The organism is Streptomyces sp. NBC_01520 (genome assembly GCF_045040375.1).
GTDB lineage: Bacteria > Actinomycetota > Actinomycetes > Streptomycetales > Streptomycetaceae > Streptomyces.
On sequence record NZ_CP109404.1, the window covers coordinates 5,720,053 to 5,742,472 of the forward strand.

Consider the following 22,420-nt stretch of genomic DNA (forward strand, 5'->3'; position numbering starts at 1 on the left):
GGCCATGACCAGCGAACAGTCCGCAGACGCGCGCACCGGGACCGATGTGGTGCTCGAAGCACGTGGAGTCACCAAGCACTTCCCCGTACGGCGCACCGGCCGAGACGTCCTCGCCCGCAGGCGCCGCACCGTCCACGCCGTCGACGACGTCTCGCTGAAGCTCCGGCGAGGCACCGTCACGGCCCTGGTGGGGGAGTCCGGCTCCGGGAAGTCCACCGTCGCACGGCTGCTCGCCCAGCTGTACCCGCTCACCGAGGGCGAGATCCAGCTGGGCGGCAAGGCGGTCAGGGCCGGACGCGGCCGGTCCTTCCGTACGTACGTGAAACAGGTCCAGCTGATCTTCCAGGACCCGTTCGCCTCGCTCAACCCGGTGCACACCGTGCGCTACCACCTCACCCGTGCGCTGAAGATCCACGGCCGGGCGGGGGACGGGGACGCGGACCTGGAGAAGAACCTGACCGCCCTGCTGGAACGCGTCCAGCTGACTCCTCCCCGTCAGTTCCTGGACAGATTCCCGCACGAGCTGTCGGGAGGGCAGCGCCAGCGCGTCGCGATCGCGCGCGCGCTCGGCGCCGACCCGCAGGTCCTGCTGGCCGACGAGCCCGTGTCGATGCTCGACGTGTCGATCCGGCTCGGCGTGCTCAACCTGCTGCGCGACCTCAAGGAGCGGCTGCACCTCGCGATCCTCTACATCACCCACGACATCGCCTCCGCCCGCTACTTCGCGGACACGACCCTGGTGATGTACGCGGGCCGGATCGTCGAGGGCGGGGACAGCGAGACCGTCACCCAGCACCCCGCGCACCCCTACACCCAGCTGCTGATCGCCTCCGCGCCCGACCCCGACCGGGTGGCCGACGAGGAGGAGCGGGAAGAGACCGGAAGCGGCGAACCGCCCTCCCTGATCGCCCCGCCGGACGGCTGCCGCTTCCACCCCCGCTGCCCGAAGGCCATGGAACGCTGCCGCACCGAACTGCCGCCGCGCTTCGACCTGGCGGACGGCCGATGGGCCGCCTGCTGGCTGTACGACGGCGCCGCGGCGGCGGGACAGGAGGCCGGCAGGTGAAGTACGTACTTCAGCGGCTCGCCTTCTACACCGTCACCGCGTGGGCCGCGATCACCATCAACTTCCTGATCCCGCGCCTGATGCCGGGCGACCCGGTCGAGGCCCTGATGAGCCGCTACCAGGGGCAGCTCGACACCAGCGCCATCGCGTCCCTGCGGGCACTGTTCGGGCTCGACGAGAACAAGTCCGGCTGGGAGCAGTACACCGACTACTGGTCGCACCTCCTGGACGGCGACCTCGGCCTGTCGTTCACCTTCTTCCCGACCCCGGTCGGCGAGGTCATCGCCCAGGCACTGCCGTGGACGCTCGCACTCGTCGGCATCACCACCCTGATCAGCTTCCTGCTCGGCACCGGGATCGGCGTCTACAGCGGCTGGCGGCGCGGCTCCTGGCTCGACGTGCTGCTGCCCGTCACCACGTTCATCTCCGCCGTCCCGTACTTCTGGCTCGGCCTCATCGCCATCGCGCTGTTCGCCGTGAAGTGGCCGCTCTTCCCCTTCGAAGGGGGATACGACAACTCCCTCGTCCCCGCCTTCGACTGGCCGTTCATCTCCAGCGCGCTCTACCACGGGGTGCTGCCCGGAGTGACGATCGTGCTCAGCGCCATCGCCGGCTGGATCCTCGGCATGCGCAACATGATGGTCACGGTCTCCTCCGAGGACTACGTGATGGTGGCGCAGGCCAAGGGGCTCTCCGAACGGCGCGTCATGTTCGGCTACGCCGCCCGCAACGCGATCCTCCCCAACATCTCCGGCTTCGCGCTCTCCCTCGGCTTCGTCGTCAGCGGCACGCTCCTCGTCGAGATGGTCTTCAACTACCCCGGCATCGGCTTCCAGCTCCTCCAGGCCGTAGGCGCCAAGGACTACCCGTTGATGCAGGGCGTCTTCCTGATCATCACGCTGTCCGTGCTCGCCGCGAACCTGCTCGCCGACATGGCCTACGCCCTCCTCGACCCCCGCACCCGGAAGGAGGCCTAGCGGGCCTCCGCCTCGCAGCCGCACGCACCAGACAACGCTCCCTGATCCGGCCCGGCCCGGAAGAAAGGCCCTTCCCATGGCCGTCATCACCACCGACGTCACCGCCGCACCGGCCGATGTCCCCGCCCCCGCGGCGCCCGGCCGGGCCAGGCTCCGCTTCCTGCGCGGTGGGAAGACCCGTACCGGGCTGCTGATCCTCGCGTTCTTCGCGGTCCTCGCCGTCGCGGGCCCCTGGCTCGCCCCGTACGACCCCGACGCGATGAGCGACGACCTGCTGCAGGCGCCGTCCGCCGCCCACTGGTTCGGCACCACCCACACCGGTCAGGACGTCCTCTCGCAGATCCTCGTCGGCACCCGCGGTGTGCTCGTCGTCGGCTTCCTGGCCGGCTTCCTCGCCACCGTGCTGTCCGTCCTGATCGGCGTCACGTCCGGCTTCCTCGGCGGCGCCGCCGACGAAGCCCTCTCGATGCTGTCCAACATCTTCCTGGTCATCCCCGGGCTGCCGCTGATCATCATCATCGCGAGCTTCGTCGAGGACACGACCGACCTGCTGATCGCCGCCGTCATCGCCCTGACCTCCTGGGCGTGGGGGTCACGCATCCTGCGCGCCCAGACCCTGTCCCTCAGACGCCGCGACTACGTGGAGGCGGCCCGCGCCACCGGCGAGTCCACCTGGCGGATCATCCTCTTCGAGATCATGCCGAACCTGACCGCCGTCATCGCGTCAGGCTTCGTCGGCACGGTCATCTTCGCCATCCTCTCGGAGATCACGCTCGCCTTTATCGGCGTCGCCGACATCTCCCACTGGAACTGGGGCACCGTGCTCTTCTGGGCCCAGTCCAACCAGGCACTCGCCCAGGGCGCCTGGTGGTGGTTCGTCCCCGCCGGCCTGTGCATCGCCCTCCTGGGGACCGCCCTCACCCTGATCAACTTCGGCATCGACGAGTTCGTCAACCCCCGGCTGCGCTCCGCGCCCGGCACCTCGCGGAAGGTCAGGATGCGGGTCGGCTTCACCCCGGTGGCCCGCACCGTCAAGCCCGGCAAGCCCGGCAAGGAGCAGAGCGAATGACCGCCGAGCCGATCCTCACGATCAGCGGACTGAACGTCGACTACGGCACCGGACCGAGCGGCGTGCACGCGCTGCGCGACATCGACCTCACCCTGCACCGCGGCGAAGTCCTCGGCCTGGCGGGCGAGTCGGGCTCCGGCAAGTCCACCCTCGCGTACGCCGTCACCCGGCTGCTCTCCCCGCCCGGGGTGATCACCGGCGGCGACGTCCACTACCACCGGCCGGGCGCCGAGCCCGTCGACATCCTCTCCCTCTCCCCGGACGCGCTGCGCGCCTTCCGCTGGCAGGAGCTGTCGATCGTGTTCCAGGGGGCGATGAACTCGCTCAACCCCGTGCACACCGTCCACAGCCAGCTCACCGACGTGCTCAAGGCGCACCGCCCCGGCATGCGCTCCGCCGAACGCACCGCGCGGGCCGGGGAACTGCTGACCCTGGTCGGCATCTCCGCCGACCGGCTGACCGCCTACCCGCATCAGCTCTCCGGCGGGATGCGGCAGCGCGTGATGATCGCGATGGCGCTCGCGCTGGAACCCGAGATCGTCGTCATGGACGAACCCACCACCGCGCTCGACGTCGTGATGCAGCGTCAGATTCTGCGCCGGCTGGTCCGGTTGAGGGAACAGCTCTCCTTCTCCGTCGTGTTCATCACCCACGACATCTCCCTGCTGATCGAATTCTCCGACCGGATCGCGATCATGTACGGGGGCCGGATCGTGGAGCAGGCGGGCGCTTCTGAGATCTACCGCGACCCCCGCCACCCCTACAGCGAAGGGCTGCTGCACTCCTTCCCCGCGCTGCACGGCCCCCGGCGCGAGCTCACCGGCATCCCGGGCACACCCCCGCACCTGTCCGCGATGCCGGCCGGTTGCGCCTTCCACCCGCGCTGCGGCAAGGCCCACGAGCCGTGCGGCGCACAGGTACCGGTCCTCGCCCCGCCGGAGGCGGGCCAGGACCGCGAAGTCGCCTGCTGGCTGCACACCCCGCCCGCCTGACCTCCTCCTCACGCCCACCGGACCCGACGGAGAACCATGAATCTCGCCACGCCCCGCGGCAGCCTGCGGCCCGCCGCCGTCCGGGGACTCCCTGCCGACTTCCGCTGGGGCGTCGCCACCTCCTCGTACCAGATCGAGGGGGCCGCCCAGGAGGACGGCCGCACCCCGTCCATCTGGGACACCTACTGCAGGGTCCCGGGCGCCGTGCACAACGCGGAGCACGGCGACACGGCCTGCGACCACTACCACCGGATGCCCCAGGACGTGGAACTGATCGCGGGCCTCGGCGTCGACACGTACCGCTTCTCGCTGGCCTGGCCGCGCATCCAGCCCGGCGGCCGGGGCCCCGCCAACGCCAAGGGCCTGGACTTCTACGAACGGCTGGTCGACGAGCTCCAGGACAAGGGCGTCACCCCCTGGATCACCCTCTACCACTGGGACCTGCCGCAGGAGCTGGAGGATGCCGGCGGCTGGCCCGCCCGCGACACCGCCTTCCGGTTCGCGGAGTACGCCATGCTCGCGTACGAGGCGCTCGGCGACCGGGTCGAGCACTGGACGACGCTGAACGAGCCGTGGTGCTCGGCGATGCTCGGCTACGCCTACGGGGTCCACGCCCCCGGCCGGAGCGACATGGGTGACGCCATGGCCGCCGTCCACCACCTGCTCCTGGGCCATGGTCTCGCCGCCCGGCAGATGCGCGAGGCGGCCGGTGACAACCCGCTCGAACTCGGCATCACCCTCAACCTCGGCACGGCCACCCCGGAGACCGGCAGCGAGGCCGACCGGGAGGCCTGCCGCCGCGCCGACGGCATGGGCACCCGCCTCTACCTCGACCCGATCGTCCGCGGCGCGTACCCGCGGGACATCATCGGCGACCTCGCGGCGCAGGGCATCGAACTGCCCGTCCAGGACGGCGACCTGGAAGCCATCGCCACCCCCCTCGACGTCCTCGGCGTCAACTTCTACCGCGGCGCCCTGTTCTCCGGAGTCACCGAGGACGGATCGCCGACCGACGCCGACGGCCTCCCCGTCACCCGCGGTGTGGAGCGCGACCTGCCCCGCACCGCGATGGACTGGGAGATCACCCCCACGGAGCTCACCGATCTGCTGCTGCGGCTCCAGCGTGACTACGCGCTGCCGACCGTCATCACCGAGAACGGGGCGGCCTTCGACGACACCGTCGCGGCCGACGGCTCCGTCCCCGACACCGACCGCACCGCCTATCTCGCCGACCACATCGCGGCCGTGTCCGAAGCCCGTTCGCGGGGCGCCGACGTCCGGGGCTACTTCGCCTGGTCGCTGATGGACAACTTCGAGTGGGCCTACGGCTACGACAAGCGGTTCGGGATCGTCCGGGTCGACTACGACACCCAGCGGCGGACGCTCAAGGACAGCGCCAAGTGGTACCGCGACACGATCCACCTCACCCGGAACGTCCGTCACGACTGACCTCCCCCGTGCCCAACCGTCACCAGAGCAGAGACGAGCCGCACATGCCACGCACACCGCACCACCGCGCACGTCACAGGGCGAGACCGGCCACGGCCGCGCTCGCCGCCGTCACCGTCCTGGCCGGACTGCTCGCAGGAGCCGTCCCCAGCGCGGCGGCCGAGGGCGACGAGCCCGCACCGGTCCTCGTCGACCGCTTCGAGGGCGAGGTGCCCCTCGGCAACCCGCCCGCCGACGCCCTCTTCACCTGGGGAGGCGACGCCGACGACCACCCCGCCCTGGAACTGAAGGAGCGCGCCGACGCCCCCGAGGGCGCCAAGGTCCTCCAGGGCACCTACGACATCAGCGCCTGGGGCGGACTCAGCCACGAGTTCGCCGTCGACCAGCCCCCGAAGAACTGGACCGCCCACAAGGGGATCCGCTTCTGGTGGTACGGGCAGAACACCGCCCCGCTGCCGCCCGGTTCGGGCAAGCGCATCAACTTCGAGATCAAGGACGGCGGCGCCAACGGCGGCGCGTCCGAGCTCTGGACCACGTCCTTCACCGACGACTGGGAGGGCTGGCACCAGGTCGAGATCCCGTTCGCCGACTTCGTCTACCGGGCCGACTACCAGCCCGTCGGCGGCATCGACCAGATCCTCGGCCTCGACGAGATGTGGGGCTACGCCCTCACGCTCCCGACCGGCGCCCCCGGCGCCTTCGCCATGGACGCCGTCGAGCTGTACGGGAAGGCCGACCCGGCCCTGAAGTCGAGCGTCGTCGTCGACTCGGCCGTGCACCCGGTCAAGGAGGGCGGCACCGCGGACATCAGGATCTCCGTCGCCACCACCGGATCGGTTCCCGTCGAGGAACCGGTCACCGTCGCGTACACCACCGAGGGCGGCAGCGCCGAGTCCGGCAAGGACTACACCCCGGTCACCGGCACCCACACCTTCCCGGCGGGCACCCCCTCCGGCACCACGCACACGGTGTCCGTGGCCACGGCCAGGGACAACGGCGCCGAGTCGGCCGAGACGATCCCGGTCACCCTCACCGTCACCGGTGCCAAGCCGCCCAAGGAGAACCCGCAGGTCGTCATCGACGCCCACGGCCTCCCGTACCAGAACGCCGAGCTTCCGGTGAAGAAGCGCGTCGCGGACCTGCTGTCCCGGATGTCGCCCGCCGAGAAGGCCGGCCAGATGACCCAGGCCGAACGCAACGCACTGCGGTCCCAGGGCGACATCGCCACGTACGACCTCGGCTCGCTGCTCTCCGGCGGCGGTTCCGTACCCACGCCCAACACGGCCGCGGCCTGGGCGAAGATGGTCGACGCCTACCAGCTGCGCGCCCAGGCGACCCGCTTCCAGATCCCGCTGATCTACGGCGTGGACGCGGTGCACGGCCACAACAACGTGATCGGCTCGACGATCATGCCGCACAACATCGGCATCGGCGCGGGCCGCGACCCGAAGCTCGCCGAGAAGACCGGGGCCGTCACCGCGAGCGAGGTGCGCGCCACCGGCATCCCCTGGGACTTCGCCCCCTGCGTGTGCGTGACCCGCGACGAGCGCTGGGGCCGTTCCTACGAGGCGTACGGCGAGGACCCGGCCCTGGTGGAAGCCATGGAGACGGTCATCACCGGCATGCAGGGCAGCCCCTCCGGCAAGGACCTGGACCGCAACGACAAGGTGCTGGCCAGCGCCAAGCACTTCGTCGGTGACGGGGGCACGGAGTTCGGCTCGTCCACCACCGGCTCGTACACCATCGACCAGGGCGTCACGAAGGTCACCCGCGAGGAGCTCGAAGCGGTCCACCTCGCACCGTTCGCCGAGTCCGTGAAGCGCGGCGTCGGCACGGTCATGCCGTCGTACTCCTCGCTCGACATCATCGGCGACGACGCCGGCCCGCTGAAGATGCACGCCCACGACGCGATGATCAACGGCGTGCTGAAGGACCGGATGGGCTTCGAGGGCTTCGTCATCAGCGACTGGCAGGCCATCGACCAGATCCCCGGCGACTACGCCAGTGACGTACGGACGTCCGTCAACGCCGGACTCGACATGATCATGGTCCCGACGGCGTACCAGGACTTCACGAAGACCCTCCAGGACGAGGTCACCGCCGGCCGGATCGGCCAGGACCGCATCGACGACGCGGTGTCCCGGATCCTCACCCAGAAGTTCCGCCTCGGCCTCTTCGAGAAGCCGTACGCCGACACCTCCCACCTGGACGAGGTCGGGTCGGCCGCCCACCGCACGGTCGCCCGCGAGGCGGCGGCCAAGTCCCAGGTCCTCCTGAAGAACGACGGCGCGGTCCTGCCGCTCAAGCCGTCCCAGAAGGTGTACGTCGCCGGATCCGACGCGGACGACCTCGGCAACCAGGCCGGCGGCTGGACGGTCAGCTGGCAGGGCGCCTCCGGGAGGACCACCACGGGTACGACGATCCTGGAGGGCATAAAGAAGAACACGGCCTCGGCCACCTTCTCCAGGGACGCCTCCGCCGACACGGACGGTCACGACGTCGGTGTCGTGGTCGTCGGCGAGACCCCGTACGCCGAAGGCATCGGAGACGTCGGCAACGGCCACGACCTGGAGCTCACGGCCGCCGACAAGGCAGCCGTCGACAAGGTCTGCGCGGCGATGAAGTGCGCCGTCCTGATCGTCTCCGGACGCCCGCAGCTCATCGGCGACAAGCTCGGTGACATCGACGCCCTGGTGGCCTCCTGGCTGCCGGGCACCGAGGGCGACGGCGTGGCCGACGTGCTCTACGGGAAGAAGGCCTTCACCGGACAGCTCCCGGTGACCTGGCCCAAGTCCGAGTCGCAGCTGCCGGTCAACGTCGGCGACGCGGCGTACGACCCGCAGTTCCCGTACGGCTGGGGACTGACCACCCTGAAGAAGGCCCCCGGAGGCGGCGAGCTCACCCTCACCGCCCTCGCCGCCGCCGCGAAGCTCGCGGAGAAGGCGGGCCTCGGAAAGACCGCGGCGGGCAGGGCGATCGTGGACCAGGCCAGGCTGCTGGTCCAGCAGAAGGCCGGGAGCACGCCGGCCGCCGCGGTGTCCAAGCCGTTCGCCGAGGCCGACCACCTGCTGCTCACCGGTGACCTCACCGGAGCGGTGGCGAAGCTGCGCACGGCGTACCGCGCCGCGTAATCAACTGGAGTGACCCCGGGTGGGCGGCGCATCCTTCGCCCACCCGGGTTACCTTCGGAGTATGCGGAAGAGGCTGTTCGCACCCTTGTGGGCCTGCCTGCTGCTGATACTCACGGCGGCCGTGCTGGCGATGTCCCCGGCTGCTCCGGCCGCCGCCCCCGCCACGGTCGACGAAGTGGGCCAGGCCCTGCGCGAGGACCCGGTGTACGTGGACCCGGCGGCGACCGGCCGGCTCTCGGCGGCCCAGGAGGGCGCCCTGGAGCAGAAGATCCTGGACGCCGACAAACCCGTGTTCGTCGCCGTGCTCCCGGCGACCTCCGAATTCCCCGAGGAGAACCTCCTCCAGAACATCCGTACCGACACCGGAATCACCGGCGTCTACGCCGTACGTCTCGGTGACGGATTCGACGCCGGTGCCGACCCGCAGGTGATGTCGGTCCGCGCGGTCGACAACCTCACCACGGCCGTCCAGGCACCCGGCACGGACACGGACGCCGCCACCCAGCTCAACGCCTTCGTCGACCGTGCCGTCGAACAGGCCCGGGGCAGCGCCCCCGCCTCCTGGTCCGGCGGCGGCGCCGAGGACGGCGCGGGCGGAACGGCGGCGACCGGTCTGATCGTGCTCGGTGCCGTGGCCGTGGCCGGCGGCGCGGGCGCGTACACGATCGTCCGCCGCAACCGGAAGCGCAAGGAGGAGGAAGAGAGGGCCTCCCTCGAGAAGCTCCGGGTCGTCGTCGACGAGGACATCACCGCGTACGGCGAAACCCTGGACCGGCTCGACTTCCACCCCGGCGAACCGGGCGCCGACGACGAGATGCGCGCGGACTACGAGCGGGCGCTCGATTCGTACGAGGACGCCAAATCCCGGATGGGCAACGCCCGGCACCCCTCCGACGTACGCGGAGTCACCAAGGCCCTGGAGGACGGCCGCTTCTCCCTGGCCGTCCTGGGGGCCCGGCGCAAGGGCCGCGAACTGCCGGCCCGGCGCCCGCCCTGCTTCTTCGACCCGCGCCACGGCCCGTCCGTCGCCGACGCCCTGTGGACCCCGTCCGGAGGCGCGGCCCGCGAGGTCCCCGTCTGCGGGGCCGACGAGGTGCGGCTGCGCGAGGGCGAGGAACCCATGGGTCGCACCGTCGACGTCGGCGACGGCCGCCGGCGCCCGTACTGGGAGGCGGGCCCGGCGTACGGCCCCTGGGCCGGCGGTTACTTCGGCGGCGGCCTGCTCCCCGGCCTGCTCGTCGGCACGATGCTCGGCTCGATGCTCTCGACCCCGGCGTACGCGGCGGAATACGGCGGCGGTGACTTCGGCGGGGGCGGCGGGGAGTGGAGCGGCGGCGACTTCTCCGGCTCCGACTTCGACTCGTCCGGATTCGGTGACGGAGGCGGTGGGTTCGGCGACGGCGGCGGTTTCGGCGGATTCGACGGCGGAGGATTCTGACCGGACCCACCGGACCCTTTGGTTCGGCGCGCGGCCCCTCGGCTACGCCGGGACGCAGGCGGCGCAGGTGCCGCGGTAGGTCACTTCCACGTCGGAGACCGTGAAGCCGAAGCGTTCGGCGTCCGGCAGGTCCGCGAGGAGATCGCCCACCGGATGCACGTCGCGGATCGTTCCGCAGCGTGCGCAGACCAGGTGCTGGTGCGGGCGGTGCGCGTTCGGGTCGTACCGCTTGGCGCGGCGGTCGGTCGAGACCTCCAGCACCTCACCGAGGCTCACCAGCTCACCCAGCGCGTTGTAGACGGTCGCCCGGGAGATCTCCGGGAGCTTCGCCACGGCACGCGCGTGCACCTCGTCGGCGGTCAGATGGACGTGCTCGCCGCCGAGGACCTCCGCCACCACACGCCGCTGCGCGGTCATGCGCCAGCCGCGTGCGCGGAGCCGTTCCAGGAGGTCACTCATGCGGAGCAGTCTAGCAGTGACTGGTACCAATTCCCGAACTGATACGGCTTTGGATGCTCACTTGACTTAGATGAAGTCCATCATAGGATTGGGTACGGCTGACGTCGAGGGGGGACGGGACACCACCAGGGCGGACGACCCGCGGACCAGGGTCGGACGCGCGGTGTCCGGGACGGCGTCGGTCGTGCGGCCGACGGGACACCGAGGTCCCGACGCACGCGACGAACAACTCACCGAGGAGCGAGCCTTGCCCGAGAACAACCAGAAGCCGCTGACCACGGTCGCCGGCGCACCGGTTCCCGACAACCAGAACTCCCTGACCGCCGGTCCGCGGGGCCCGATGCTCCTGCAGGACGTGTGGTTCCTGGAGAAGCTCGCGCACTTCGACCGCGAGGTCATCCCGGAGCGCCGGATGCACGCCAAGGGCTCGGGCGCGTTCGGGACCCTCACGGTGACCCATGACATCTCCCGGTACACCAGCGCCAAGATCTTCTCCGAGGTCGGCAAGAAGACCGAGATGTTCGCGCGCTTCTCCACGGTCGCGGGTGAGCGGGGTGCCGCCGACGCCGAGCGTGACATCCGCGGCTTCGCGCTGAAGTTCTACACCGACGAGGGCAACTGGGACCTCGTGGGCAACAACACCCCGGTGTTCTTCTTCCGTGATCCGCTGAAGTTCCCCGACCTCAACCACGCCGTGAAGCGGGACCCGCGCACCAACCTGCGCAACGCCGAGAACAACTGGGACTTCTGGACCAACCTCCCCGAGGCGCTCCATCAGGTCACCATCGTGATGTCGGACCGCGGCATCCCCGCGTCCTACCGGCACATGCACGGCTTCGGCTCGCACACCTACAGCCTGATCAACGCCGAGGGCGAGCGGTTCTGGGTGAAGTTCCACCACCGCACCCAGCAGGGCATCAAGAACCTCACCGACGCCGAGGCCGAGGTCCTGGTCGGCAAGGACCGCGAGTCCCACCAGCGCGACCTCTTCGACGCGATCGAGGACGGCGACTTCCCGAAGTGGAAGCTGTTCATCCAGGTCATGCCGGAGGCCGACGCCGACAACTACCGCTACCACCCCTTCGACCTCACCAAGGTCTGGTCGAAGAAGGACTACCCGCTGATCGAGGTCGGCGAGTGGGAGCTGAACCGCAACCCCGACAACTACTTCGCCGACGTGGAGCAGGTCGCCTTCACCCCGGCCAACGTGGTCCCGGGCATCAGCTACTCGCCCGACCGCATGCTGCAGGGCCGGCTGTTCTCCTACGGTGACGCCCAGCGCTACCGCCTGGGTGTCAACCACCACCAGATCCCGGTCAACGCGCCGAAGAACCCGGTGAACTCCTACCACCGCGACGGCGCCATGCGCATCGACGGCAACCAGGGCGCCACGCCCGGCATCGAGCCGAACTCGTACGGCCGCTGGCAGGAGCAGCCCGCCTACCGCGACCCCGCGCAGGCCGTGGGTGCCATCGCCGACCGGTTCAACTTCCGCGAGGACGACGACAACTACTTCGAGCAGCCCCGCATCCTGTTCCGGAACATGAGTCCCGAGCAGCAGCAGGTGCTCTTCGAGAACACCGCGCGGGCGATCGACGGCGCGTCGCAGGCGACCGTCGAGCGGCACATAGCCAACTGCGCCCAGGCCGACCCGGCCTACGGCGAAGGTGTCCGCAAGGCGATCGAGGCGCTGGCCGCAGGCACGCCCTGAGATGGAGGCACCGATGAACGACGCCGGACTGACTCCCGACCAGACCGGGCGGGTCGTGGAGATCGCCATGGAGCTGGCCCGGGAAGGCCGTACGGAGCAGCTGGCGGAGTTCGTCGACCACGGGCTCCCGGTCGACTCGGCCGACCCGGACGCGAACACGCTGCTCATGCTCGCCGCCTACCACGGGCACGCGGGGACGGTGAGCGCGCTGCTCGCCCGGGGCGCGGATCCGGACCTGCGCAACGTGCGTGACCAGGCACCCCTCGCGGGTGCGCTGTTCAAGGGCGAGGACGAGGTCGTGGCCGTGCTGCGCGCGGCCGGTGCCGACCTCGACGCGGGAACGCCGAGTGCGCGGGCCGCCGCGGCCATGTTCGGCCGGGAGCACCTGCTGGCCGGCTGAACAGCCCGGGAGGAGACGACGTCGGCGGGCTGCCGCGGGCCGCGGTCCAGGCCCTGCGTGGCCTTCGGCACCGCCCGCCGTAGAGGAAGGGGCCGGATCCTGTCCGGGGGACCGGCCCTTTCCGCCCGCCCGGTGGCATCGGCCCCGTACGGGTGACAAGGTGGCCGGGTGGACCGTGACGAGGTGGGCAAGCAGCTGCTGGACGGACTGACCGTCGACACCAGCAGGCCGGAACGGCCGGTGCTGCTCGACGAGCACGGCAGGCCCATCGAGACCTGGCGGGAGAACTACCCGTACGACCGCAAGGTCCGCCGCCGGGAGTACGAGCGGGCCAAGCGCGTCCTGCAGATCGAGATGCTGAAGCTGCAGCGCTGGACCAAGGACACCGGGGCGCGCGTCGTCGTGGCGTGCGAGGGCCGGGACGCGGCCGGCAAGGGCGGCACCATCCAGCGCTTCACCGAACGCCTCAACCCGCGTGGTGCGCGCATCGTGGCCCTGGACAAACCCACGGACCGCGAGCGCGGGCAGTGGTACTTCCAGCGTTACGTGGCCCATCTGCCGGCCCGTGGCGAGATCGTCTTCTTCGACCGCTCCTGGTACAACCGGGCCGGTGTCGAGCGTGTCATGGGCTTCTGCACGCCACCCGAGTACGAGCTCTTCCTCCGGCAGTGCCCGGCCTTCGAGGAGATGCTGGTGGACGACGGCATCGTCCTGGTGAAGTTCTGGTTCTCCGTCTCCCGGGCCGAACAGCGCACGCGCTTCGCCATCCGCCAGGTCGACCCCGTCCGCCAGTGGAAGCTCTCTCCCACGGACGTCGACTCCCTGGACCGCTGGGACGACTACACCACGGCAAAGATCGACATGTTCCGGGCCACCGACACCGGGCACGCCCCGTGGACCGTCGTGAAGAGCAACGACAAGCGCCGTGCCCGCCTCGAAGCCATGCGCAGCCTCCTCGCGCGCATCGACTACGCGGCGAAGGACCCCGGCGCGGTCGGCACACCGGACCCCCTGGTCGTGGGCCCCGCCGCCACCCTGCTGGAGCCGGGGGAGGAGGACACCTCGCTGTCCCCCACCCCCCTGGCCCGGCACACCGAGGGGCCGGGCGCACACCCGTAGAAGGACCGGCGGTCACGACCCCTGGGCATGCGCCACCCATTGCGGTCGGCCTGGCGGCCGTGGTCGTCTCGGGGCTGTTCAGCCTCATGGTGACCCGGTGGGCGGCTCCGCTCGACGAGGTCCACGGCGAACGCTTCACCCCCGTCCTCCTCGACGGCCGGGGTGCCGTCCCCCTCGCCTATGCGGCCTTCGCCTTCACGCTCGGGGCCTGTGCCGGACTGCTGATCCGCAGGGCCGTCCCGCGATGGCGGCCACCCTCGCCGTCTTCGTCGCGGTCCAGGTCCTCATGCCGTTCGCCGTCCGGCCGCACCTCATGACACCGGAACGCGCCGACGTGTCGCTCAGCTCCATCGTCATGCCCGGGGGGTGACGGCGAAACCTCCGCCGCGCGGCCCGAGTGGTCGGCCATGAACATCCTCCTGTCCGGCGACGGCGAAGCCGCCCACGTGGACGTGGGCGTGGGCGTGGCCAAGCCGGGCGCCTGGGTGGTGTCCGGCACCGGACCGGTGCGCGACTCGGCCGGCAGGCCCGTCACCGGGGCCGAGGGCTGCGCGAAGCGCGACATGGACCCCGTGAAGTGCTTCGCCGAGTCCGACCTCCACGTCGAGGTGGCCTACCACCCGGCCGACCGCTACTGGCCGTTCCAGTGGATCGAGACGGCGCTCTTCTTCGCCCTCGCAGCCCTCCTGACCGCCTTCTGCTGACGGAGGCTTCCGGTCGCAGGGAGCCTACGGACCGAAAGACGGGCGTTATGTCCGTTTTTCGCGTCCCTCCAATCCCACCCACCGCCAGGATGGCCGCCCGCTGCCGGGCGGACCGGGCTGGATGTCCGGCGGCGGCAGCGGTATGGGCAACGTCGGCTACCTGGCCCGCCTCGACGCCGACCGCTCCTTGACGCTCGTCGGGGCGCCGGGCGCCGGGCGGCGGCTGGGGCGTGGGGGAGCGGAACCCGGGCAGGACCGGCTTGTGCGAGTTTGCCGCTTCAGCAAGCAAGTTTGTCGAAGCGGGGCCTTGCGCGCACCATCTCCCGTAGATGGAGGTGTTTCGCATGAGCGACAAGAACCAGCGGTACGACGTGGTGGTGGTGGGCGGCGGGGCCGCCGGTCTGAGCGGTGCCCTGACGCTGTCCAGGGCGCGGCGGTCCGTGCTCGTGATCGACGCGGGCAGCCCGCGCAACGCGCCCGCGGGCCATGTGCACAACTACCTGGGCCGCGAGGGCACCCCGCCGACGGAGCTGCTGGCCATCGGCCGGGAGGAGGCGACCGGGTACGGGGCCGAGATCGTCGAGGGCAATGTCGTCTCGGCCGAGAAGGTGTCCGACGGCTTCCGTGTCGTGCGGGAGGACGGGAGCACCGTCCACGCCCGCCGCCTGCTCGTCACCACCGGAATCGTCGACGAGCTGCCGCCCGTGGAGGGCCTGGCCGAGCGCTGGGGCAAGGAGGTGCTGCACTGCCCGTACTGCCACGGGTGGGAGGTGCGGGACCAGGCCATCGGCATTCTGGCGGTCAGCCCCATGGCCCTGCACCACGCCCTGCTCTGGCGGCAGTGGTCCGACGACGTGGTGCTGTTCCGGCACGACCAGCCCGACTTCACCGACGAGGAGTACGAGCAGCTCGCCGCCCGGGGCGTTTCCGTCGTGGACGGCGAGGTGGCCGCGCTGGAGGTGGCGGACGACCGTGTCACCGGTGTACGGCTGGCCGGAGGCACGCTGATTCCGCGCGCGGCGCTCGTGGTCCAGCCGCGCTTCACCGCTCGCTCGGCGGTCCTGGAGAGCCTCGGCATCCGGCCCACCGAGCTGGAGGCCGGTGGTCACGTCGTCGGCACGTACATCGCGGCCGACCCCGCCGGGGCGACCGAGATGCCGGGCGTCCGGGTGGCCGGTAACGTCGCCAACCTCATGGAGCAGGTCGTCGGAGCGGCGGCCGCCGGGCTGAAGGCGGCCTCGATGATCAACATGGACCTCGTCACCGACGACACCCGCCGCGCGGTCGACGCCCGGCGCGCACCCTTCTCGGCCGAGGCTGAGCGTCAGGTCGCCGAGCGGGTGCTCGGAGACCGCCGTCACGGACTTCAGGAGACATCACGATGACCACCGACAGCACCCGTACCGACGCGGAGATGTGGGACGACCGCTACCGCGAGAGCGACCGGATCTGGAGCGGGAACCCCAACACGATGCTGGTCCGCGAGGTGGAGGGCCTGAAGCCGGGGCGGGCCCTGGACCTCGGCTGCGGTGAGGGGGCCGACGCGGTCTGGCTCGCCCGGCAGGGCTGGACGGTCACCGCCACCGACATCTCGCGGGTCGCCCTGGACCGGGCGGCCGTCCACGCGGCCGACGCCGATGTGGCCGACCGGATCGACCGGCAGTGGCACGACCTCGGGGCCACCTTCCCCGCGGGGGAGTACGACCTGGTCTCCGCCCAGTTCCTGCACTCCATGGGCGACCTGCCGCGCGAGGAGATCCTGCGCAAGGCCGCCGCGGCCGTCGCACCCGGCGGTGTCCTCCTGGTCGTCGGCCATGCCGGATTCCCGTCCTGGGAGCACGACCACCCGGATGTGGAGCTGCCCACGACGGACGAGGTCCTCGCGTCCCTGGAACTCCCCGAGGGAGAGTGGGAGGTGCTGCTCAGCGAGGAGCACGAGCGGATCCAGAACGACCCCGACGGCAATCCGACCACCCGTACCGACAACGCACTGAAGATCCGCCGCACGTCAGGACGGTGACGACGAGCGCCCGCCCCACTCCTGGATCGGAGTGACGGCGGGCGCGCTCGGTTCGGGCGTCGCGGGGTCAGGCCTGCGGGGCGGCCTTGATCGCGGAGATGTCGAAGTTCAGCTTCACCTTGTCGCTGACCATGACGCCGCCGGTCTCCAGCGCCGCGTTCCAGGTCAGGCCCCAGGCGGAGCGCAGGATGTCGGTGCTGCCCTCGAAGCCCACGCGCTCGTTGCCGTAGACGTCGGTGGCGGAGCCGTTGAACTCCAGGTCGATGGAGAGCGGGCGGGTGACGTCCTTGATGGTGAGGTCGCCGGTGACACGGTAGGTGTCGCCGCCGACCTGCTCGGCCTGCGTGGAGCGGAACGTCATGAGGGGGAACGTCTCGGCGTCGAAGAAGTCGCCGCTGACCAGGTGGCCGTCGCGGTCGGCGATGCCGGTGTCGACGCTGGCGATCTTGACGTCGATGGACGCGGAGGAGTTGGCCGGGTCGGTGCCGTCCAGCTTCAGCGTGCCCTCGTGCTCACCGAACGAGCCGCGGACGTTGGTGACCATGGCGTGGCGCACCGTGAAGCCGATGCTGCTGTGGGCCGGGTCGATGGTGTACTCACCGGTCAGCGCGGCCAGCGCCGGGTCCACCACGAGGGTGGCGGTGGTGGACGGGGCGACGTTGTTCTTGCGGTTGAACAGAGCCATGGCTCCTCCTCGGGGGACGTGTGAAACGAGTGGCCGTCGAAGTTCTTGTTTAACCTTCAACGAGATTCACTGTAGGCCCATCTTGTTCAAAGTTCAACATCTAGGTTCCCGAGGCCGCTCCGCGGGTCGGAATGTTCTCCGAACGGTCATGGGTGGCCCTCTGGCGGACGCGCGTAGAACCCGGCAGGATCTCCCTGCCCGACCCGCACGGCGCAGCGCCTTCCCAAATTGTCATGAGCAGGAGGAATCCCCCCATGCTGACCCGTCCGAGACTCCGCTCGGCCCTGACCGCCCTCGCCCTCGTCCTCGGTGTGCTCTTCGCACCGGGCGTCGGCGTCCTCGGCGGCGGCGCGACCGAGGCCCACGCCGTCACCAAGCTCACCCACTCCCAGGCCGCCTCCCGCTTCACCTCGTCCGGGATCACCTGGTCGTCGTCCGGCGGCTGCTCCGACCGGAACGTCTCCACCTGTACGTCCTTCGACCAGCTCAACCTGACCAGCGCCCAGGGCGCCCAGACGCTGAAGAGCGCCACGGGCTGCGCGCTCAACATCACCGGCGGCACCGAGACCGGGCACGCCGGTGGCACGTACTCGCACTGGAACGGCTACAAGCTCGACTTCGGCAAGACCACCTGCCTGACCAACTACGTGAAGGGCGTGTTCACCTACATCGGTGTGCGCGGTGACGGCGCACCCCAGTACCAGTCGGGCTCCGGCAACGTCTACGCCGACGAGGGCAACCACTGGGACGTGACGTACTACAACTGCGGCGGCTGCTGACCTCGGCGTCCCCGCGTACAGCGGTGCCCCCGTCCGGCGGGACGGGGGCACCCCTGTGTGCGGAGGTGGCGGGGGTCAGGACCCGACGCTCACCGTGAAGCGCCGCGGGTTGCCGTCGTGCGCGGCCCCGGAGACGTCCGGCTGGCCGTCCGGACGCACGTCGTCGTACGGGAACGCGTAGCCGATCGGCGAGTTGGCGTGGACGACGCGCGACCAGTGGTTGGTCACCGCACCCCGGTAGTAGTCCGCCACCGTCGTGCCGTTGGGCTGCTGCGGGTGGCTGAGCATGATCGACCGGTTGAAGCCCGCCGCGATCCTGGCCAGCAGTGCCTTCTTGTCGTCCGAGTCGCCCGGGTTGTTCGTGAACGGCCCGTGGTTGCAGGTGAAGATGTCCTTCGAGGTCGGCTTCACGAAGGTGTGCCCGCCCTCGAAGGTCAGCGTGTCACCGCTGACCCGGCCCGCGAGCGTGCCCCGGCCGCCCTGGAGGTCGATCCGCAGGTCGGTGGAGCGGTACTTCTCCCACACCTCGTCGATCTGCGCCGTGAACAGATCCCGGAACGGCATCTCGTCCGGCCGGTCGAAGAACGGCGCCATCAGGTTCTGCGGCGAGACCACCCGCAGGACCTTCCCGTCCGGGCCGCGGGTCACCAGCTTGTCCCAGGGCTGTCCGTCGGCAGCGGCCTGCGCCGTGAGGTCGTCGGCGATGCGCTGCACCGCGCCGTCCGGCAGCGGCGCCACGGTGTGCGTGCCGTCGCCCTCCAGGGTCAGACCGATGGGCAGCGCGGTCACCAGGTCGACGTAGCTGATGTTCGCGTAGATCTGCTGCGGGTTGAAGGTGAACTCGCAGAACGACCAGGTCCGCCCGTAGTTCGGGTCGGTCGGCGTCGCGAAGGCCGGCTCGACCAGCGACGGACCCGGGTTCAGATAGAAGTCCAGCTTGTCGTCGCGTACGAAGTAGACCCGCGCCCCGTACATCTGCGGCAGCGTCAGCACGACCGGGCCCGCGCCGGCGGGCTTCAGCGGGATGGCGCAGTCCACCGGCAACGGGGTCTGCGGGGCACCCGGCGAGTCCGGGCGGTAGACGCCGCCGTCGGGCCGCAGCAGCACCCAGCGGTCGGTGCCCTGCTCGTGGCCGGTGACGTACGCATGCACCGTGCCGGGCAACGACTTGTTCTCCAGTGCCAGTTCGCACGTGGCGGGCGCTGCCGAGGCGCGCGGGCTCAAGGCGCCGCCCCAGAGCGGACAGGTGAGCGCGGTCGCGGAGGCGGCGGCGCCCGTCAGGAACATTCTGCGCGAAATCACGAAGGGACTCCCGAGGTGTGGGGGGCCGCAGACGGGTCATGGGGGTGGGGGAGAGGTGATGCGGTGGGGGGTCGTCTGCGGTGCGCACCACTCTCGCCACGCCTGCCGCGAGCGTCAAGACTTAGGACTGAGAGCGCTCTCAGGAGAGGGGGTTTCTTCACAACCCGACACCGGGACAGCCGAAATGGCGACCCTCGGTCGCTCACCGTGCGCTCGTGGTGAACAGGAACCGAACGCGGCGCCCGATCCGGATCAACCGGACCCGCCCCGGACTGGCGCGGGGTGGTTGTTGGACTGGTAACGCCCCTTGGTCCGTGGGCCGTTGCCCCGGTGCCCGGATGCGGGGTCACTCAGTCCCCATGTCGCCCGGATTCAGTTCGGCAGCCGCGGTTCGCCGCTGCCTCAGTCGCTGTCCTCGCCCTCGTCAACACGGGCTCCCTCGCCGCCGCTGTCGAGTCCAACCCCACGTACGACAAGCCCTCGGGGGCCACCGGCGGCGACGACGCCCGCTTCTGGCACCAGGCCCGCAAGGCCGACGACGGCAGCGTCCGGGGCGGGTGTGGTCCGGCCGGTGGACCTACCGCGGCGAGGGCGCGCCGGAGGCGGAGAGCGGGGAGGACCTGCCCAGGGCGAAGGGCGTCGTCACGCCCGACGCCAACGGCGACAAGGCCGTCGACTGGCAGGACGGCGCCGTGGCCTTCCGGACCATCGGTATCGAGGCCCCGGAGGTCCGAGGACACCGCGAACCGGGTCGTCGCCCACATCCCGTTCAACTTCGCCAGCCAGGCCACCCACCCCTTCCTGCGCACCTTCGACACGTCAACCGGATCTCCCTCGCCACGGACGGCCTCGGCCGGCTCGCCGTGCTCAAGGGCTACGGCTCGGAGGGCCACGACTCAGCCCACCACGATTCAGCCCACCCCGACTCAGCCCACCCCGACTACGGCGGCAACCAACAAGCGGGCCGGCGGCCTGAAGGACCTCAACGCGCTGCTGAAGGGCGGCAGGAAGTGGGGCGCCACCTTAGGCGTCCACGTCAACGCCACCGAGGCCTACCCCGAGGCGAACGCGTTCGACGAGGAGCTCGTCGACACAACCGCCCCGGGCTGGAACTGGCTGAACCAGAGCTACTACCTCGATCACCGGCGGCGGCGACGGCAACGACCACGCCGACCGGGGCGGCGCCCGCTTCCACTGCGGAGGCTGACAGGACGGGCGGGGGGACGGCACCCTGACCCGGTGCCGTCCCTCTGCCATTCTGGTGTGCGGGCGTACCCCTCCCCGGTGCCTCCACGGCGTGGCGCGCGGACCGCCGTGTGCCCGACAGCACTGAACGGCTTTGTCGGAGCCCGACAAAGGAACAGCCCCATGAGCTGGCGGATGGGTTGCATCGCCCCCGGCTTCTGTCAGGAGCCACCAGGAAACGGGGCAGGAGACTGTTCGGAGTCGACGGCAGGGTTTCCGCGGTCGGCTTCGTAGGGTCGATGCATGACCGTTGTGGACGAAATCCCGGGCGAGCCGAGTCCGAGTGACACGCGTGGCCGGGTGGCCGAACTGCTGGCGCTGCGCGAGCAGGCACGGCGCGGACCGAGCGACCGGGCGACCGAGGCGCAGCATGCCAAGGGCAAGCTGACCGCCCGGGAGCGCATCGAGCTCCTCCTCGACCCCGGTTCGTTCAAGGAGGTCGAGCAGCTCCGCCGGCACCGGGCGACCGGTTTCGGCCTGGAGGCCAAGAAGCCCTACACGGACGGTGTCATCACCGGCTGGGGGACGGTCGAGGGCCGCACGGTCTTCGTGTACGCGCACGACTTCCGGATCTTCGGCGGGGCGCTGGGTGAGGCCCACGCCACGAAGATCCACAAGATCATGGACATGGCCATCTCGGCCGGTGCTCCGCTGGTCTCGCTGAACGACGGTGCCGGGGCCCGTATCCAGGAGGGCGTGTCCGCGCTCGCCGGGTACGGCGGGATCTTCCAGCGCAACACCCGTGCCTCCGGTGTCATCCCGCAGATCAGCGTGATGCTCGGCCCGTGCGCCGGCGGCGCGGCCTACAGTCCGGCGCTCACCGACTTCGTGTTCATGGTCCGTGAGACCTCGCAGATGTTCATCACCGGACCGGACGTCGTCAAGGCGGTCACCGGCGAGGAGATCACGCAGAACGGCCTCGGCGGCGCGGACGTGCACGCCGGGACCTCCGGCGTCGCGCACTTCGCGTACGACGACGAGGAGACCTGCATCGCCGAGGTCCGCTACCTGATCGGCATGCTCCCCTCCAACAACCGCGAGAACCCTCCCGTCGTACCGGGCGACGACCCGGCCGACCGGCGCGGCGACGTCCTCCTCGACCTCGTCCCGGCCGACGGCAACCGCCCCTACGACATGCACAAGGTCATCGAGGAACTCGTCGACGACGGCGACTTCCTGGAGATCCACGAACGCTGGGCCACCAACATCATCTGCGCACTGGCCCGGCTCGACGGCCACGTCGTCGGCATCGTGGCCAACCAGCCGCAGTCGCTGGCCGGTGTCCTGGACATCGAGGCGTCCGAGAAGGCCGCGCGATTCGTCCAGATGTGTGACGCGTTCAACATTCCGATCGTCACTCTGCTGGACGTACCCGGCTTCCTGCCCGGCGTCGATCAGGAGCACGGTGGAATCATCCGGCACGGCGCGAAGCTCCTGTACGCGTACTGCAACGCCACCGTGCCGAGGATCTCGCTGATCCTGCGCAAGGCCTACGGAGGTGCGTACATCGTCATGGACAGCCAGTCCATCGGAGCCGACCTCACCTACGCGTGGCCCACCAACGAGATCGCCGTCATGGGCGCCGAAGGTGCCGCCAACGTCATCTTCCGCCGTCAGATCGCGGACGCCGAGGACCCCGAAGCCATGCGGGCCCGCATGGTCAAGGAGTACAAGGCCGAGCTGATGCACCCCTACTACGCCGCGGAGCGCGGCCTGGTCGACGACGTCATCGACCCTGCCGAGACGCGTGAGGTGCTGATCGCCTCCCTCGCGATGCTCCGCAACAAGCACGCCGACCTGCCGTCCCGCAAGCACGGCAACCCGCCGCAGTAGCCGCAGCGACCCTGCCCGCCTACGCGACCCACTGCCCAGAA

At 70.5% G+C, this 22,420-nt stretch carries 19 protein-coding genes and 1 pseudogene; 17 read left to right on the top strand and 3 right to left on the bottom strand.

The features are described 5' to 3' along the window. The first annotated feature begins 4 nt into the window (after positions 1–4). The 7 genes from OG524_RS26110 to OG524_RS26140 all read left to right on the top strand — a co-directional run bounded on the left by OG524_RS26110 (position 5) and on the right by OG524_RS26140 (position 10,122). A complete protein-coding gene (locus tag OG524_RS26110; protein WP_405388426.1) occupies positions 5–1,066 on the top strand; it encodes an ABC transporter ATP-binding protein in 1,062 nt (353 codons plus the stop codon). Then, complete coding sequence (locus OG524_RS26115; RefSeq protein WP_405811764.1) at positions 1,063–2,043, top strand: ABC transporter permease; 981 nt, start codon at positions 1,063–1,065, stop codon at positions 2,041–2,043. Before OG524_RS26110 ends, OG524_RS26115 begins: the two co-directional genes overlap by 4 nt. Positions 2,044–2,119: 76 nt before the next feature. Further along, positions 2,120–3,112 carry an ABC transporter permease gene (locus OG524_RS26120; protein ID WP_405388424.1) on the top strand — a complete coding sequence of 331 codons (993 nt, stop codon included), beginning with the start codon at positions 2,120–2,122 and terminating at the stop codon, positions 3,110–3,112. After that, on the top strand, positions 3,109–4,104 hold the full coding sequence (locus tag OG524_RS26125) for an ABC transporter ATP-binding protein (RefSeq protein ID WP_405388422.1): 996 nt from the start codon (positions 3,109–3,111) through the stop codon (positions 4,102–4,104). The genes OG524_RS26120 and OG524_RS26125 overlap by 4 nt, the downstream gene beginning before the upstream one ends. 36 nt (positions 4,105–4,140) lie before the next feature. After that, positions 4,141–5,553 (top strand): GH1 family beta-glucosidase, encoded by a 1,413-nt coding sequence (locus tag OG524_RS26130; protein ID WP_405388421.1) that lies wholly within the window; start codon positions 4,141–4,143, stop codon positions 5,551–5,553. A 44-nt stretch (positions 5,554–5,597) separates the two neighbouring features. Beyond that, positions 5,598–8,684, top strand: coding sequence for a glycoside hydrolase family 3 N-terminal domain-containing protein (locus OG524_RS26135; RefSeq protein ID WP_405388419.1), 3,087 nt, complete (start codon positions 5,598–5,600; stop codon positions 8,682–8,684). A 61-nt stretch (positions 8,685–8,745) separates the two neighbouring features. Further along, positions 8,746–10,122 carry a hypothetical protein gene (locus tag OG524_RS26140; RefSeq protein WP_405388418.1) on the top strand — a complete coding sequence of 459 codons (1,377 nt, stop codon included), beginning with the start codon at positions 8,746–8,748 and terminating at the stop codon, positions 10,120–10,122. Between the two features lie 42 nt (positions 10,123–10,164). Here OG524_RS26140 and OG524_RS26145 read toward each other — a convergent pair whose 3' ends face one another. Next, positions 10,165–10,581 (bottom strand): Fur family transcriptional regulator, encoded by a 417-nt coding sequence (locus OG524_RS26145; RefSeq protein WP_405811765.1) that lies wholly within the window; start codon positions 10,579–10,581, stop codon positions 10,165–10,167. Between the two features lie 247 nt (positions 10,582–10,828). On the opposite strand from OG524_RS26145, the gene OG524_RS26150 reads away from it, so the two are divergent. The 7 genes from OG524_RS26150 to OG524_RS26180 all read left to right on the top strand — a co-directional run bounded on the left by OG524_RS26150 (position 10,829) and on the right by OG524_RS26180 (position 16,535). Continuing rightward, positions 10,829–12,292: a catalase gene (locus OG524_RS26150; RefSeq protein ID WP_405811766.1), complete on the top strand. Its 1,464-nt coding sequence runs from the start codon at positions 10,829–10,831 to the stop codon at positions 12,290–12,292. Between the two features lie 13 nt (positions 12,293–12,305). Next, complete coding sequence (locus OG524_RS26155) at positions 12,306–12,692, top strand: ankyrin repeat domain-containing protein (protein ID WP_405388414.1); 387 nt, start codon at positions 12,306–12,308, stop codon at positions 12,690–12,692. Between the two features lie 168 nt (positions 12,693–12,860). Then, complete coding sequence (gene ppk2, locus OG524_RS26160) at positions 12,861–13,811, top strand: polyphosphate kinase 2 (RefSeq protein WP_405388413.1); 951 nt, start codon at positions 12,861–12,863, stop codon at positions 13,809–13,811. A gap of 244 nt (positions 13,812–14,055) precedes the next feature. Then, positions 14,056–14,181, top strand: coding sequence for a hypothetical protein (locus OG524_RS26165; RefSeq protein WP_405388412.1), 126 nt, complete (start codon positions 14,056–14,058; stop codon positions 14,179–14,181). Between the two features lie 37 nt (positions 14,182–14,218). After that, positions 14,219–14,515, top strand: coding sequence for a hypothetical protein (locus tag OG524_RS26170; RefSeq protein WP_405811767.1), 297 nt, complete (start codon positions 14,219–14,221; stop codon positions 14,513–14,515). A 344-nt stretch (positions 14,516–14,859) separates the two neighbouring features. Then, positions 14,860–15,900, top strand: coding sequence for an NAD(P)/FAD-dependent oxidoreductase (locus OG524_RS26175; RefSeq protein ID WP_405811768.1), 1,041 nt, complete (start codon positions 14,860–14,862; stop codon positions 15,898–15,900). Beyond that, positions 15,897–16,535, top strand: coding sequence for a class I SAM-dependent methyltransferase (locus OG524_RS26180; RefSeq protein ID WP_405388408.1), 639 nt, complete (start codon positions 15,897–15,899; stop codon positions 16,533–16,535). Before OG524_RS26175 ends, OG524_RS26180 begins: the two co-directional genes overlap by 4 nt. A 67-nt stretch (positions 16,536–16,602) precedes the next feature. On the opposite strand, the gene OG524_RS26185 is transcribed toward OG524_RS26180, so the two are convergent. Beyond that, positions 16,603–17,220, bottom strand: a complete 618-nt coding sequence (locus tag OG524_RS26185; protein WP_405811769.1) for a YceI family protein — start codon at positions 17,218–17,220, stop codon at positions 16,603–16,605. Positions 17,221–17,474: 254 nt separating this feature from the next. Between OG524_RS26185 and OG524_RS26190 the strand changes: the two genes are divergently transcribed. After that, on the top strand, positions 17,475–17,999 hold the full coding sequence (locus OG524_RS26190; RefSeq protein WP_405388406.1) for a hypothetical protein: 525 nt from the start codon (positions 17,475–17,477) through the stop codon (positions 17,997–17,999). Positions 18,000–18,074: 75 nt separating this feature from the next. On the opposite strand, the gene OG524_RS26195 is transcribed toward OG524_RS26190, so the two are convergent. Continuing rightward, positions 18,075–19,286 carry a glycoside hydrolase family 64 protein gene (locus OG524_RS26195; RefSeq protein WP_405393090.1) on the bottom strand — a complete coding sequence of 404 codons (1,212 nt, stop codon included), beginning with the start codon at positions 19,284–19,286 and terminating at the stop codon, positions 18,075–18,077. 423 nt (positions 19,287–19,709) lie between these two features. Between OG524_RS26195 and OG524_RS26200 the strand changes: the two are divergent. Further along, positions 19,710–20,450: pseudogene (locus tag OG524_RS26200) on the top strand (endo-alpha-N-acetylgalactosaminidase family protein); the annotation flags it as partial. 339 nt (positions 20,451–20,789) lie between these two features. Next, positions 20,790–22,379 (top strand): acyl-CoA carboxylase subunit beta, encoded by a 1,590-nt coding sequence (locus tag OG524_RS26205; protein WP_405811770.1) that lies wholly within the window; start codon positions 20,790–20,792, stop codon positions 22,377–22,379. The last annotated feature ends 41 nt before the right edge of the window (positions 22,380–22,420 follow it).